Annotated in this window: 16 protein-coding genes; all 16 read left to right on the top strand. The window is 52.0% G+C overall.

Annotated features, from left to right (window positions below):
- Window positions 1-4 precede the first annotated feature (4 nt).
- The 16 genes from HMPREF1207_RS03520 (at window position 5) to HMPREF1207_RS03445 (ending at window position 12,678) form a co-directional block, all read left to right on the top strand.
- A complete protein-coding gene (locus tag HMPREF1207_RS03520) occupies window positions 5-2,077 on the top strand; it encodes a chemotaxis protein CheA (RefSeq protein WP_009676762.1) in 2,073 nt (690 codons plus the stop codon).
- Window positions 2,078-2,100: 23 nt separating this feature from the next.
- Complete coding sequence (locus tag HMPREF1207_RS03515) at window positions 2,101-2,562, top strand: chemotaxis protein CheW (protein ID WP_009676766.1); 462 nt, start codon at window positions 2,101-2,103, stop codon at window positions 2,560-2,562.
- Between the two features lie 4 nt (window positions 2,563-2,566).
- Window positions 2,567-3,205 (top strand): chemotaxis protein CheC, encoded by a 639-nt coding sequence (locus HMPREF1207_RS03510; protein WP_009676767.1) that lies wholly within the window; start codon window positions 2,567-2,569, stop codon window positions 3,203-3,205.
- Window positions 3,183-3,677, top strand: coding sequence for a chemotaxis protein CheD (locus HMPREF1207_RS03505; protein WP_009676751.1), 495 nt, complete (start codon window positions 3,183-3,185; stop codon window positions 3,675-3,677). The genes HMPREF1207_RS03510 and HMPREF1207_RS03505 overlap by 23 nt, the downstream gene beginning before the upstream one ends.
- 2 nt (window positions 3,678-3,679) lie before the next feature.
- On the top strand, window positions 3,680-4,096 hold the full coding sequence (locus HMPREF1207_RS03500) for a hypothetical protein (protein ID WP_009676788.1): 417 nt from the start codon (window positions 3,680-3,682) through the stop codon (window positions 4,094-4,096).
- Window positions 4,097-4,111: 15 nt separating this feature from the next.
- Complete coding sequence (locus HMPREF1207_RS03495; protein WP_009676771.1) at window positions 4,112-4,894, top strand: FliA/WhiG family RNA polymerase sigma factor; 783 nt, start codon at window positions 4,112-4,114, stop codon at window positions 4,892-4,894.
- Window positions 4,895-4,923: 29 nt separating this feature from the next.
- The gene (locus tag HMPREF1207_RS03490; protein WP_009676769.1) at window positions 4,924-6,336 is read left to right on the top strand and encodes a DUF342 domain-containing protein; all 1,413 of its coding nucleotides are present in this window, start codon (window positions 4,924-4,926) and stop codon (window positions 6,334-6,336) included.
- Window positions 6,337-6,387: 51 nt separating this feature from the next.
- Entirely contained in the window at window positions 6,388-6,708 is a 321-nt protein-coding gene (locus HMPREF1207_RS03485; RefSeq protein ID WP_009676781.1) for a hypothetical protein, read from the top strand.
- A 31-nt stretch (window positions 6,709-6,739) separates the two neighbouring features.
- On the top strand, window positions 6,740-7,381 hold the full coding sequence (locus HMPREF1207_RS03480; RefSeq protein ID WP_009676784.1) for a DUF6115 domain-containing protein: 642 nt from the start codon (window positions 6,740-6,742) through the stop codon (window positions 7,379-7,381).
- Window positions 7,368-7,880, top strand: a complete 513-nt coding sequence (locus tag HMPREF1207_RS03475) for a hypothetical protein (RefSeq protein WP_009676791.1) — start codon at window positions 7,368-7,370, stop codon at window positions 7,878-7,880. Before HMPREF1207_RS03480 ends, HMPREF1207_RS03475 begins: the two co-directional genes overlap by 14 nt.
- Window positions 7,881-8,172: 292 nt before the next feature.
- Window positions 8,173-8,871 carry a 30S ribosomal protein S2 gene (gene rpsB / locus HMPREF1207_RS03470; RefSeq protein ID WP_009676777.1) on the top strand — a complete coding sequence of 233 codons (699 nt, stop codon included), beginning with the start codon at window positions 8,173-8,175 and terminating at the stop codon, window positions 8,869-8,871.
- A gap of 101 nt (window positions 8,872-8,972) precedes the next feature.
- Entirely contained in the window at window positions 8,973-9,629 is a 657-nt protein-coding gene (gene tsf, locus HMPREF1207_RS03465; RefSeq protein ID WP_009676775.1) for a translation elongation factor Ts, read from the top strand.
- 108 nt (window positions 9,630-9,737) lie between these two features.
- Window positions 9,738-10,463 carry a UMP kinase gene (gene pyrH, locus HMPREF1207_RS03460; protein ID WP_009676779.1) on the top strand — a complete coding sequence of 242 codons (726 nt, stop codon included), beginning with the start codon at window positions 9,738-9,740 and terminating at the stop codon, window positions 10,461-10,463.
- Window positions 10,464-10,467: 4 nt separating this feature from the next.
- Window positions 10,468-11,022, top strand: a complete 555-nt coding sequence (gene frr, locus HMPREF1207_RS03455; protein ID WP_009676785.1) for a ribosome recycling factor — start codon at window positions 10,468-10,470, stop codon at window positions 11,020-11,022.
- Window positions 11,023-11,085: 63 nt separating this feature from the next.
- Window positions 11,086-11,856, top strand: coding sequence for an isoprenyl transferase (locus HMPREF1207_RS03450; protein WP_009676763.1), 771 nt, complete (start codon window positions 11,086-11,088; stop codon window positions 11,854-11,856).
- A gap of 24 nt (window positions 11,857-11,880) precedes the next feature.
- Window positions 11,881-12,678 (top strand): phosphatidate cytidylyltransferase, encoded by a 798-nt coding sequence (locus tag HMPREF1207_RS03445; RefSeq protein WP_009676789.1) that lies wholly within the window; start codon window positions 11,881-11,883, stop codon window positions 12,676-12,678.
- Window positions 12,679-12,717 lie beyond the last annotated feature (39 nt).

Here is a 12,717-nt window from a genome sequence, read left to right as displayed (position 1 = left end):
TTCTGTGGAGTTGAACCAATATTTATCGATGTTCATCGACGAGTCGAAAGAACATCTGCAGGCTCTTAATGACAACATGCTCAGCCTGGAAAACAGTCCCGACAACATAGATATCGTTCATAATATTTTCCGCTCGGCACACACACTTAAAGGCATGTCCGCGACGATGGGATTCGAAGATCTCGCTTCGTTGACTCACGAAATGGAAAATGTTCTGGACCTGGTCCGCAACTTGAAACTGAAAATGGACCCCTTCATTTTCGACAGTCTTTTCCAGAGTCTGGACGCTCTCGATTCGATGGTCGAGGATATCGTTCAGGGCGGAACGGGCAAGGCCGATGTTACGGCTATTGTCACCGCATTGAAATCCATTGTAAGCGGGGATTATCTCAAATCCGCTCCATCCGCCGGGGGCGCCGGAGCGGAAGGCAAGGAAGAAAGCGTTATTGCCCTGGACCAATTCCAGCTCTCGGTTCTCCAGCAATCGATTGATGCCAACATGCAGGTGTTTTATGTCGAGGTTACCGTCCGGGAAGATTGCGTACTGAAAGCGGCCCGTGCTTATATGGTGTTCGAAATTTTGGAGCGTTCCGGGGAAGTCATCAAAGCCACGCCTTCCGTTCAGGAGATCGAACAGGAGAAATTTGACCGTACCTTCTCCGTGTATTACATAGCTAACGTCGGGAAAGCCGATCTGGAGAAAGAAATTTCGAATGTTTCCGAAATCGAGCATGTACAGATCATCGTACTCGATCGCGAAACGCTGGACGAGATGACGGGAAGCGGCGCAGCCCAGGCGGAGGTCAGGGCGGGTGAAGCCCAGGCTGCAGCGGCTGCGGCACCCGCTCCGGCAGCCAAAGCGGCGCCGGCCAAGGAAACCGGCGGAGCTGCCAAACCGGCAGCGGCTGCAGGCGGCGGGCCTGTGGGAACCCGTACCATTCGGGTAGATATCGAACGTCTGGATTCCCTGATGAATCTCTTCAGCGAACTGCTCATCGACCGGGTCCGCCTGGAGCAGCTGGCAAGCGAAATCAAGCGCAATGAGCTGACGGAGACGGTCGAGCATATGGCCCGGGTCAGCAGCGATTTGCAGAATATCGTTCTCAAGCTGCGGATGGTGCCGGTCGATACGGTCTTTAACCGGTTCCCGCGGATGATTCGGGATATCGCCAAATCGCTGGACAAAAAAGTCGATCTCGTCATAACCGGCGCAGAAACCGAGCTGGATCGCACGGTAATCGACGAAATCGGCGATCCGCTCGTGCATCTGCTTCGCAACGCGGTAGACCACGGACTCGAAACCGTGACCCAGCGTGTGGCGAAGGGCAAAAGCGAGAGCGGAACCGTTCATCTCCGCGCTTATCACAGCGGCAACAACGTCTTTATCGAGATCGAAGACAACGGTAACGGCATTAACCGGGAGAAAGTGCTTGCGACCGCAGTGAAGAAAGGGATTGTCGCGCCTGAGATGGCGGACAAAATGAGCAATTCCGATATCGATCAGCTGCTATTCGCATCCGGTTTCAGTACCGCGGACGTAATCTCGGACATTTCCGGCCGCGGTGTAGGCTTGGACGTTGTTAAAACGAAAATCCACTCGCTCGGGGGACATATTCATGTCGAATCCAATCCGGGCAGCGGTTCGATCTTCTCGATTAAACTTCCGCTTACGCTCTCGATCATCTCGGCCATGCTGGTCAAGATCGGCAGCGAGAAATATGCGATCCCGCTTTCTTCGATTGTGGAGACGGCCCTTATCCAGCAGGCGCAAATCCGTTCCGTGCAAGGAAACCGGATGATCGATTTCAGAGGCAGCATGATTCCGCTCGTTTCGCTCAGCTCCGTACTCGATATTCCCGATTACAGCGAAGCCGACGAGACTGAAACCGAAGTTGTGGTTGTGCGCAAAGGCGAGAAAATGGCGGCGCTTATGGTGGAGGAGTTTATCGGTCAACAGGAGATCGTCCTGAAAACATTGGGTAAATACTTTACAAAGCTGTTCGCGATTTCGGGAGCGACCATTCTCGGTGACGGTCAGGTCGCATTGATTCTCGATACGAATGAACTCATTAAATAAATCAGGCAGGGGAGGCCGTTCAAATGGCTGAAGATAAAAAAATTATCGTATTTGCGCTGGCACATGAGGAATACGGAGTAGAAGTGGATAAGGTCAAAACGATCGAACGGATGCAGCCGATGACCCGCGTTCCGAAAACGCCCGCTTTCGTCAAAGGCGTTATTAATCTCAGAGGCGTGGTCGTGCCGGTTATCGACCTCCGCTCCCGATTCGGGCTTCCGGAAACCCCGTATTCCGATAATACCCGTGTAATCATCGTAGCGGTTAACGAACTCGAAGTAGGGCTTATTGTAGATTCCGCTAACGACGTTATTGACTTGAACGAAGACAACATCGAGAATCCTCCCGAAGTTGTCGGCGGCATCAAGGCGAAATATCTGCACGGCATCGCTAAAATCGGAGAAGACCGTCTCCTGGTCCTGATGAACCTGGAACAGGTTTTGAACAGGGACGAAGTCATCCAGTTGGAAAAGATCGAGGCCTAAGCAAGTGGATACGTTCAGGCAGTTGGCGGATTATCAATTGGATGTACTTAAGGAAATCGGCAACATCGGTGCCGGTCATGCGGCCACTGCTCTGTCCACCCTGCTGGACAAGCCTGTGGATATGCTCGTTCCGAAAGTTATGGTTCTTCCTTTCGAGGAGATTCCTGAAATCGTGGGCGGAGCCGAGGAAGTCGTACTCGCTATTTTTCTGCGGGTGGTCGGGGATGCTCCGGGCAATATGTTTTTTATTCTGAATCTCGAATCCGCCAAACGGATGCTGTTTTCCCTGATCGGGATGGAGCTTTCCGACAGCGGTGAGTATACGGAACTGGAAATTTCGGCCTTAAACGAAATCGGGAACATTTTGGCGGGATCGTACTTGTCCTCGCTGGCCGATTTTACTCGGTTGTCTATGTTTCCGACCGTACCTTCCCTGGCAATTGATATGGCGGGAGCCATTTTAAGTTACGGCTTGCTGCAGTTCGGGGAGATGGGGGATCAGGCACTGCTGATTGACACGAAGTTTCTGGAAGGAAACGAAGAAGTGCAAGGAAACTTCTTTCTTATTCCGGACCCGGAAACGTTTGGGAAATTATTTGCGGCACTAGGGGTAGAGGCACATGAATCAACAGACGATCATTAAAGTCGGTATGGCGGATCTTAATGTCGGCATGCCGGGGGGCGTGCTTAAAACGACGGGACTCGGTTCCTGCGTCGGGCTTACCTTATTCGATGACTTTGCCAAAGTCGGCGGAATGGCGCACGTCATGCTGCCGACATCCGAAATCGCCCGAGAAGGCACCGTCAATATTGCTAAATATGCGGATACCGCCATTCCCGAATTGATCGACCGGATGACCCGTCTTGGTGCCTCAATTAATCGGATGGAAGCGAAACTGGCAGGAGGAGCTCAGATGTTCGCTTTTGCCGGAGGGGGCGATACGATGCGAATTGGACCTCGTAATGTAGAGGCTTGCAAAGAAATGTTGGTCAGATACAAGATCCGAGTCAAAGGTGAAGATACGGGCCAGAACTATGGAAGAACGATTGAACTTAACTGCGATACGGGCGTGCTGACGATTCGAAGCGTACAGCACGGCTTGAAGGATTTGTAGAGATGGCGGGAACGATTCGTTGGAATTTCATAGTCGGTGCCGTCTCCTTTGTCCTCACCTTTCTCCTTTCGCTGGGCAGCAACGTTTGGCTGACCACGCTGCTGCGAAGCGTTTACAGTTTTGTCATTTTATTTGCCGTCACATTCGGCTTTCGGTTTATTATGGGCCTGCTCCTATCCGCTAAAAGCCCTGCCGTAAATGAAACGGCAGCCGCCGCCGCAGAAGGCCCCTCTCCAAACAAGAATCTCGGCCAGCATCTCGATTTGACTACTCCCGACGAAACCGCGCAGAAAACGGCGGACGGAGTGGACAGGGAGGAAGCGGAATTTGCGCCGCTGCTACCCACAAAGCTAGTTACCCGGAAGCAACCTGACACCGAGCAATCGGTCAGAGCCCTTCGTCAAATGTCTGAAGAATAAGGACGGTGTACAGCCATGATTGATAAAAAACCTAATCTGGCGCATTTCGATACGTGGAGACAGTGGAAGCAGGGCGGTTCCAGAGAAGCCAAGCAAACGCTGATTGAAACGTACCTGCCTCTTGTCGAATACGTATCGGGCCGTTTGGCGATTGGTCTCCCCAAGAACGTTTCCAAGGAAGACCTAGGAAGCTTCGGAATCATGGGTCTGATCGACGCCGTCGAGAAGTTTGACTACGAACGCGGTCTGCAGTTCGAAACTTACGCGTCCTGGCGCATACGCGGGGCCATTATCGACGGCCTCAGACAAGGGGATTGGGTTCCCCGTTCCGTACGCGAGAAGGCTAAGAAAATTGAGGAAGCGTATCAGAAGCTGGAGCAGAAGTATCTTCGGACCGTGACGGATGAAGAGATCAGCGATTATCTCCAGGTTACGGAGGACGAGTTTCAGCATATGCTTCAGGAAATCGCCGTAACCTCGATTTGTTCCATAGACGAACCGATTCGTGAAGAAGAATCCGAGACCCGGCTTTCGCTTCTGGTGGACGAGCGTGCCAAAAATCCGGAATTTACAGTTAACGAATTTTACCTCAAAGAAACTCTTGCGCGGGCGATAGAGAAATTAACGGAGAAAGAACGGATCGTCGTTTCCCTATTTTATTTCGAAGAACTTTCCCTGAGCGAGATTGCGGAAGTGATGAGTTTGTCGCCTTCCCGCATTTCTCAGCTTCATTCCAAAGCCATGCTGCGATTAAGAGGAGTTTTGAGTCGATATAAAGTTCAGTTGTTTGAAAAATAGAAGTTGCCGGGAAAGGTTGTCGATACAGGATGGACCGGATTTTGGAGTTGGACCAAATCATTAGGATTTCCGTCACGGACGATAAGTTGACATCCTTGCTTAAGTTTGCCGATGTCGGAGATGATTTTACGGTCACGTTTGACGAGCTTCAAGGATTGGCCAGAGCGAACAGCATCGTCCATGGACTCGATACGGAGGCGCTGCTCCGCATAGCGATAGATCCTCAGCCTTATCTGCTCGCCGAAACCGTGATCGCCCAAGGCACCCGTCCCGTTAACGGAACCGACGGATACGTCGATTATTTGTACGGGCGCAACAACGATACGCATAAGCCTGTCGAGACGGAAGACGGACGCGTTGATCTCAAAGAAGTATCCACCTTGAACAATATCAGAAAAGGCCAGATCATCGGCAAAAAGGTTCCCCCGACCGAAGGAACACCCGGCAAAGCCGTAACCGGGGAGTCGCTGCCGGCACGCGAAGGCAAGGAAGCCAGGTTTAAACTGGGAAAAAACGTCGTAACGGATAACGAGGAGAACGCCATTTACGCCGCTATCGACGGACTCGTCACCTACACGGACCGGAACAAAGTAAACGTGTTCCCCGTATACGAGGTGAACGGAGACGTGGATTACCGGACGGGTAACATCGATTTCGTCGGAACTGTCGTCATTCGCGGAAACGTAAGCCCCGGTTTCAAGATCAAAGCTTCCGGGGATATCCGCATAGTCGGCGGTGTGGAAGCGGCCGAACTCGAAGCGAGCGGTTCCGTTGAAATAACCGCCGGTATCGTGGGCAGGAACAAAGCCGTAATCCGGGCCGGGAAGAACGTGAAATCTTCTTTTATCCAGGATGCGACAGTAGAAGCGGCGGATACGATTACCGTTTCCCAAAGTATTCTTCATTCGACAATACGTGCGGGTAAAACCGTCGCTTGCAACGGGCCCAAAGGGCTGATCGTGGGCGGAACCGTTCAGGCCGGGGAGAAGGTTATCGCCAGAACGATCGGAAATTCCCTCTCCAATGCGACTGCAATCGAGGTGGGGGTGCTGCCGGAGCTTCGCAATGAATTGATTCAGCTTCGTTCCCAGCTCAAAGCGCTTGCGGATAATCAGTCCAAGACGGACAAAGCCCTTATTTTGCTGGACCAGTTGGCAGCGTCCGGCCAGCTCGGACCGGACAAAGTAGCGCTGCGAATTAAGCTGAATCATACAAAGCGCCAGGCCGGAGAAGAACAGCGTGAGCTCCGTGAACGGATTTTTGAAATGGAGAAATCGCTCGAAGACAGCGAACGCTCTAGCGTAGAAGTGATCTCTACCGTATACGGAGGAGCCAAAATCGTGATCGGCCGCTACACGAAGTTCATCAAAGATCCGATGAGCCATGTCGTGTTCCAGCTTGTTGCAGGCGATATCGGGCACAGCGCCTATATGCCTAAGTAAAGGCTTCCTGGTCAAGCCAATAACCAGCGATAATGACGAGGTGGAACTTTTATGGATATGAAACCGGTCGATTTGCAGTTCGCGGTTCACAAGAACGATCAGGCCGGCATCCGGCAGCAGCAGTTGAACCACAAACCCGAGATGGATCAGGTCCTGTTGGGGGCGGAAAATGAGAAGAACGCCGAACATAACCGGAAAGCCAGCGAGAAAATCGGAGAGAGCGAAGAGGCTCAAATCCGCAAAGAGGGCCGGCAGAACGGCGGTCAGGGCGGACGGGGCCGGCAGCAGAAGAAGGCTCCTCCGTCTCAAGAAGCGGAGCCGCCAAAGGCGGTTCACCCTTTTAAAGGCTCGCATATCGACTTGAGTCTATAAAGGAAGATTTGAAAGTACAGGTGATGTTAAAATGGAACCTTGGCAGATGATTGTTCTCCTCGGCCTCGTGATTGTGGTGTTTGCGGGAGTGATTCCCCGTTCGGCTGCAAAAAGAGGCGGACAGGGGCCTTCGGCCCAGCTCGTGAAAGAGCTGGAAGAGAGCATGGCTCACTTTGCGTCCGATCTTGAGCTGCAGAACCAGGCGCTCATCGACCTGTTCAAAGAGACGCAGAGGGAGCACAAGCTCGAGGTCGCCAAATTGACCGCCAGGCTTGAAGTGCTGGAGCGCCGCAGCATGGACGGAAGCGGGGCGGCGGTGCAGGCCGGCCGCCAGTCCGCGCCGGATCTTTCCCGGCAAGGGTCCCGGAGCACGGAACCGCATGTCTACGCGGAGCCTGCCGTTCAGACGCACGGATCTGCACTGCCAACGCCCCGTCTTACGCAGACGGAGGAGTTCGCGGCCGCAGATGCTGCCGCATCTGTTCAGTCGCAGGAAGCTCCCCGAACGGAGCCGGAGCTCTCCGTGCGCGCCCGGTATGCCGCTCTTTTTGAGCTGCATGACCAGGGAAGATCCACGGAGCAGATCGCCAAACAGCTCGGGATGAACAAAGGGGAAGTCATGCTGATCATGCAGCTGGCCAAACGGGAGGGACATTCCGATGAAAGTAAATAAAACGCTGCTGGCCGGAATCGGCATCGGTATGATCGCGGGCTCGGCTCTTCTTCAGTTGATGATATCGGCGGCCCAGCCCGTCCAGCCGTTGTCGCAGAATTCGGCCGTTTCCATCGAACAGATGGACATGAACAAGCTGAAAACCGAAGCCGGGAAGTACTATCAGGTTTTTGACAAAAACCAGCCCGTCTTCACGAAAGAGCAGCATGAACAGGAACTGCAAAAGCAGTTGGAGGCGGAGAAAGCGAAACCACCGTCCGCCCAGCCCGCTCCTTCGGCGCAGCCTCAAATAACCGCCGTCTACATCGCACCGGGAATGAAGTCCAGCCAGGTGGCCAAAATCGTTTCCGTGAGCGGGTTAGTCGAAAGCCAAGAACAGTTTGAGCAGGCGATGGCGGCTAAGGCGGCGACCGGAAAGATCAAGTCGGGCGTTCATAAATTTACAGGCAAACCGACGCTGGACGAGATCATTCAGAATTTGACCAGCAAGCCGGAATAAAAATAGGGCTCTTGCATTGCGCGAGGGTCTTTTTTTGCGTGCGGACGGGAACAATAAATAACGATCAGCGAAGGGCTTTTCGCGGATTAAAAATCTTGCCGAAAGTTGTCTCCAAATGCTGTTGCATCCCGCATGCGACTTGTGGTATAGTTATTGACGGTGTTAAAAACACACGACAGTTAATTCGTATAACGGTGCTTGTCCGGGCCTTGCGCACGGCGAGTTTTATACGGAGATGCGGCTGTCGGAGGAGCATTACACTAAAACCATTTTATTGAGGAGGTGTGTGAGGATGGCAGTAATTTCCATGAAGCAGCTTCTAGAAGCTGGGGTACACTTCGGTCACCAAACCCGTCGTTGGAACCCGAAAATGGACAAATACATCTTCACTGAAAGAAACGGCATTTACATTATCGATCTACAAAAAACGGTTAAAAAGGTTGAGGAAGCTTACAACTTCGTTAAATCGGTCTCTGCTGAGAACGGTACGATCATGTTCGTAGGCACCAAAAAACAAGCTCAAGACTCCGTTAAAGAAGAAGCGGAACGTTGCGGCATGTTCTACATCAACCAACGCTGGCTCGGCGGCACGCTGACCAACTTCCAAACGATTCAAAAGCGTATCAACCGTCTTAAAGAGCTTGAAAAAATGGAGCAGGACGGCACGTTCGAACTTCTTCCTAAGAAAGAAGTTATCATCCTGAACAAGGAAAAAGATCGCCTCGATAAATTCCTCGGCGGCATCAAAGGCATGAAAGGCCTGCCTAGCGCCCTGTTCATCATTGATCCACGCAAAGAGCGTATTGCGGTTGCAGAAGCTCGCAAACTTGGTATCCCAATCGTAGGTATCGTTGATACGAACTGCGATCCGGACGAAATCGACTATGTTATCCCAGGTAATGACGACGCGATCCGCGCTGTTAAATTGCTGACCGGTAAAATGGCCGACGCTGTGATCGAAGCTAACCAAGGCGAACAAACAACGGCTTAATCGACATAAACGAACGTAACAGGAAAAGGGTGGTCTGAAGGCACTTAAGCCTATCACCGCCCTTTTTTTAAAATACTTACAATCTTAGGGAGGTCCCTATTATGGCAGTAACAGCTGCAATGGTAAAAGAATTGCGTGAAAAAACAGGCGCAGGCATGCTTGATTGCAAAAAAGCGCTGGACGAAGCAAACGGTGATCTGACGAAAGCAAGCGAAATCCTTCGTGAGAAAGGCCTTGCCGCTGCAGCTAGCAAAGCGGGCCGCGCAGCTACCGAAGGCGTTGTGGAATCTTACATTCATGCCGGCGGACGTATCGGCGTTCTGGTCGAAGTTAACTGTGAAACTGACTTCGTAGCCAAAACGGACAACTTCCGTGATTTCGTAAAAGGTATCGCGATGCAAATCGCCGCTGCGAACCCTTCCTACGTTCGTCGTGAAGAAGTTCCGACAGAAGAGCTTGATAAAGAAAAAGAAATTCTTCGCAACCAAGCGCTGAACGAAGGCAAACCTGCTCACATCGTGGACAAAATGGTTGAAGGCCGCATCAGCAAATACTACGAAGAAATTTGTCTGATGGAACAATCCTACATCAAAGATCCGGACAAAACGGTATCCGTCCTGCTGAACGAAATGATCAGCACGATCGGAGAGAACATTTCCATCCGCCGCTTTGCTCGCTTTGAGCTTGGTGAAGGTCTCGAGAAGAAAGTCGACAACTTCGTTGAAGAAGTAATGGCACAAGCTAAAGGCAACGCCTAATACCGAACAGACCAAAAGCGGGAACACATTGTGTTCCTTCTTTTATAAACAGAAACGGTACAAGAAAGATAGAAGCACGCTGATTTGTCAGAACGGAGGGTACCAAAGTTGGAGCGACCTTTGTATAAAAGAGTAATCTTAAAGCTGAGCGGTGAGGCTCTTGCCGGACAGCAAGGATTCGGGATCGAATCGGACATCATTTCTTCTATCGCCCTGCAGGTGAAAGATGTGGTCGATCTCGGGGTGGAAGTTGCTATCGTCGTGGGCGGAGGCAACATCTGGCGCGGGATTGCAGGCAGTGCCAAAGGCATTGACCGGGCTACGGCAGACTACATGGGCATGCTTGCAACGGTCATGAATTCCCTGGCTATGCAGGACGCGCTGGAGAATATTGGCGTGCCGACCCGTGTGCAAAGCTCCATTTCCATGCAGCAGGTAGCGGAGCCGTACATCCGCAGAAGAGCGATTCGTCATCTGGAGAAGGGCCGAGTCGTCATCTTTGCTGCCGGAACAGGTAACCCTTATTTTTCCACGGATACGACGGCTGCGCTTAGAGCGGCCGAGATTGAAGCGGAAGTTATCTTGATGGCCAAGAACAAAGTAGACGGAGTTTACTCCGCGGATCCTTTCAAAGACGAAACGGCCGAGAAATACGAGACCCTCACTTATCTAGAGGTGCTTAACAAAAATCTCGGCGTGATGGATTCAACCGCTTCCTCGCTGTGCATGGACAACAATATCCCGCTTATCGTATTTTCGATCACAGAAAATGGCAACATTAAACGGGTAGTCCTCGGCGAAAAAATCGGTACCATTGTCAAAGGGAGTGTATAATCGTATGCCGCAATCGATTAAAAAGAATGCAGAAGAGCGGATGAGCAAGGCTATCGACGCACTCAAGCGCGATCTGGCCACTCTGCGTGCAGGCCGCGCAAACCCTGCGCTGCTCGATAAAATCCAAGTGGAATACTATGGCGCGATGACTCCGGTTAACCAGTTGGCTAACATCTCCACGCCGGACTCCCGCACGCTGATTATTCAGCCATGGGATAAAAGCTCCATGGGAGCTATTGAGAAAGCTATTCTCAAGTCCGAACTGGGCTTGACTCCGGCTAACGACGGTACGGTGATCCGACTGGTCATTCCGCCGCTTACGGAAGAACGCCGCAGCGAGCTGGTTAAACTGACCCGCAAATACGGGGAAGAGGCCAAAGTTGCGATCCGTAATATCCGCCGCGATGCCAATGATGACATCAAGAAGCAGGAGAAAAACGGTATTTCCGAAGACGAGTCCCGTCGTCACCAGGACGATATTCAGAAATTTACGGACAAATTCACGGCCGAAGTCGAGAAAGTCCTGACAGGTAAAGAAAAAGAAATTATGGAAGTGTAAACGGCTATCGTCGCCCCCTGAAATACCGGGGGCTTTTCATCTTTCCATAGTGGGGGAAAAGAGATGTTCAATCAACTGAAAAAATGGCTTGGAAACGAGTCTGCACAGGACGAGAAGTCTCCCCATTTGGAGTTGGACAACGTTCCGTCTCATATTGCCATTATCATGGACGGAAACGGACGCTGGGCGAAACAGCGCGGACTTCCCCGTGTGGCCGGGCACCATTCCGGTATGAAGAATGTGAAGAAAATCACCATTGCAGCGGACAGCATCGGAGTCAAGGTGCTGACGATGTATGCCTTTTCCACGGAAAACTGGAAGCGCCCTAAAGAGGAAGTCGAATTCCTCATGAAGCTGCCCCAAGAGTTCTTTCCGCTGGAGATTGAGGAACTGATCGAGCGTAATGTGCGGATCCGTATGACCGGCTGGAAAGAAAGCCTGCCGGATTACACACTGAATGCCATTGAAGATGCAATCGAGCGCACAAAGAATAACACAGGCCTCATCCTAAACTTTGCTCTGAATTACGGTGGCCGCAAGGAACTTCTCGCCGGCGTTCAGGATGTGTTGAGGGATGTCCAGGAAGGCAAACTTCGTCCGGAAGAATTGTCGGAGGAAACATTTTCTTCGTATATGCTCACTTCCGGGCTTCCTGACCCCGACCTGCTGATCCGGACGAGCGGAGAGCTGAGGCTTAGCAATTTTCTGCTGTGGCAGCTCGCCTATAGCGAATTATGGTTTACGGAAGCTTACTGGCCTGAATTCTCGGAAGAGCATTTTTACCGGGCCGTTGCCGAATACCAACGACGGGCAAGACGATACGGAGGCTTGTAAGCATCGGTTTGGAGGAATGAAGCGTTGAAGCAGAGGATTCTGACGGGAGCGATAGCCGGAGCCGGATTTTTGGGACTGCTGGCTGTCGGCGGCAACTGGTTTGCCGCCCTAATCGTACTAATGGCCATAATCGGCTTTGATGAGTATGTGCGAATGAACAAGTTGAAAGACCACCGGATCACATGGTTGGTCGGCATGATCGCCTTGATTCTGCTTACCCTTCCATGGGAAATGCACCGGTTTACCTATGAGCTCAACGAGGTCGGCCTGATCTGGGGAGCCGCCTTCGTGTTGATGGCCGCTACGGTCTTGTCCAAGAACAAAATTACCATCGACATGGTGTCGCTTCTTTTTCTCGGAGTCGTGTACATAGGTGTCGGATTTCATTATATGATCATGACGCGGTGGATACCCGAGCATGGTTTGTTTTGGACGCTTCTTATTTTTGTCTGCATTTGGGCGACGGATTCCGGCGCGTATTTTGTCGGATCGAAATTCGGCAAACACTTGCTGTGGCCGGTAATCAGTCCTAAGAAATCGGTCGAGGGAGCCCTCGGCGGAGTACTGATTGCTATTGTAGCGGGACTCTGTTTTTCCCTGGCCCGTCCCGAACTACTGTCTCCGGCTCGCGCGGTGCTGATCGGTGTCGTTATTGCCGTGTCGGGGCAGCTCGGCGACCTTATGCAATCCGCCTACAAGCGGGTGAAGGGGATTAAGGATACGGGGACCATCCTGCCGGGTCATGGTGGAATTCTCGACCGTGTGGACAGCTGGCTTATCGTTTTTCCGCTTGTCCACTGGCTTGCACTGATTCCGTCCTGAACCCGTGTACCCGTCCATCAGACAGAATCGGCTCAGGCT

The organism is Paenibacillus sp. HGH0039 (assembly GCF_000411255.1).
GTDB lineage: Bacteria > Bacillota > Bacilli > Paenibacillales > NBRC-103111 > Paenibacillus_F.
This window is presented reverse-complemented; position numbering and strand designations above follow the sequence as displayed.

What these genes read in the sequence shown, in the direction of transcription:
- HMPREF1207_RS03495 (WP_009676771.1), top strand. Translation starts at nt 4,112, where the DNA reads ATGATTGATAAAAAACCTAATCTGGCGCATTTCGATACGTGGAGACAG.
- HMPREF1207_RS03500 (WP_009676788.1), top strand. Translation starts at nt 3,680, where the DNA reads ATGGCGGGAACGATTCGTTGGAATTTCATAGTCGGTGCCGTCTCCTTT.
- frr (WP_009676785.1), top strand. Translation starts at nt 10,468, where the DNA reads ATGCCGCAATCGATTAAAAAGAATGCAGAAGAGCGGATGAGCAAGGCT.
- HMPREF1207_RS03480 (WP_009676784.1), top strand. Translation starts at nt 6,740, where the DNA reads ATGGAACCTTGGCAGATGATTGTTCTCCTCGGCCTCGTGATTGTGGTG.
- HMPREF1207_RS03450 (WP_009676763.1), top strand. Translation starts at nt 11,086, where the DNA reads ATGTTCAATCAACTGAAAAAATGGCTTGGAAACGAGTCTGCACAGGAC.
- HMPREF1207_RS03485 (WP_009676781.1), top strand. Translation starts at nt 6,388, where the DNA reads ATGGATATGAAACCGGTCGATTTGCAGTTCGCGGTTCACAAGAACGAT.
- HMPREF1207_RS03490 (WP_009676769.1), top strand. Translation starts at nt 4,924, where the DNA reads ATGGACCGGATTTTGGAGTTGGACCAAATCATTAGGATTTCCGTCACG.
- HMPREF1207_RS03475 (WP_009676791.1), top strand. Translation starts at nt 7,368, where the DNA reads ATGAAAGTAAATAAAACGCTGCTGGCCGGAATCGGCATCGGTATGATC.
- rpsB (WP_009676777.1), top strand. Translation starts at nt 8,173, where the DNA reads ATGGCAGTAATTTCCATGAAGCAGCTTCTAGAAGCTGGGGTACACTTC.
- HMPREF1207_RS03515 (WP_009676766.1), top strand. Translation starts at nt 2,101, where the DNA reads ATGGCTGAAGATAAAAAAATTATCGTATTTGCGCTGGCACATGAGGAA.
- tsf (WP_009676775.1), top strand. Translation starts at nt 8,973, where the DNA reads ATGGCAGTAACAGCTGCAATGGTAAAAGAATTGCGTGAAAAAACAGGC.
- HMPREF1207_RS03505 (WP_009676751.1), top strand. Translation starts at nt 3,183, where the DNA reads ATGAATCAACAGACGATCATTAAAGTCGGTATGGCGGATCTTAATGTC.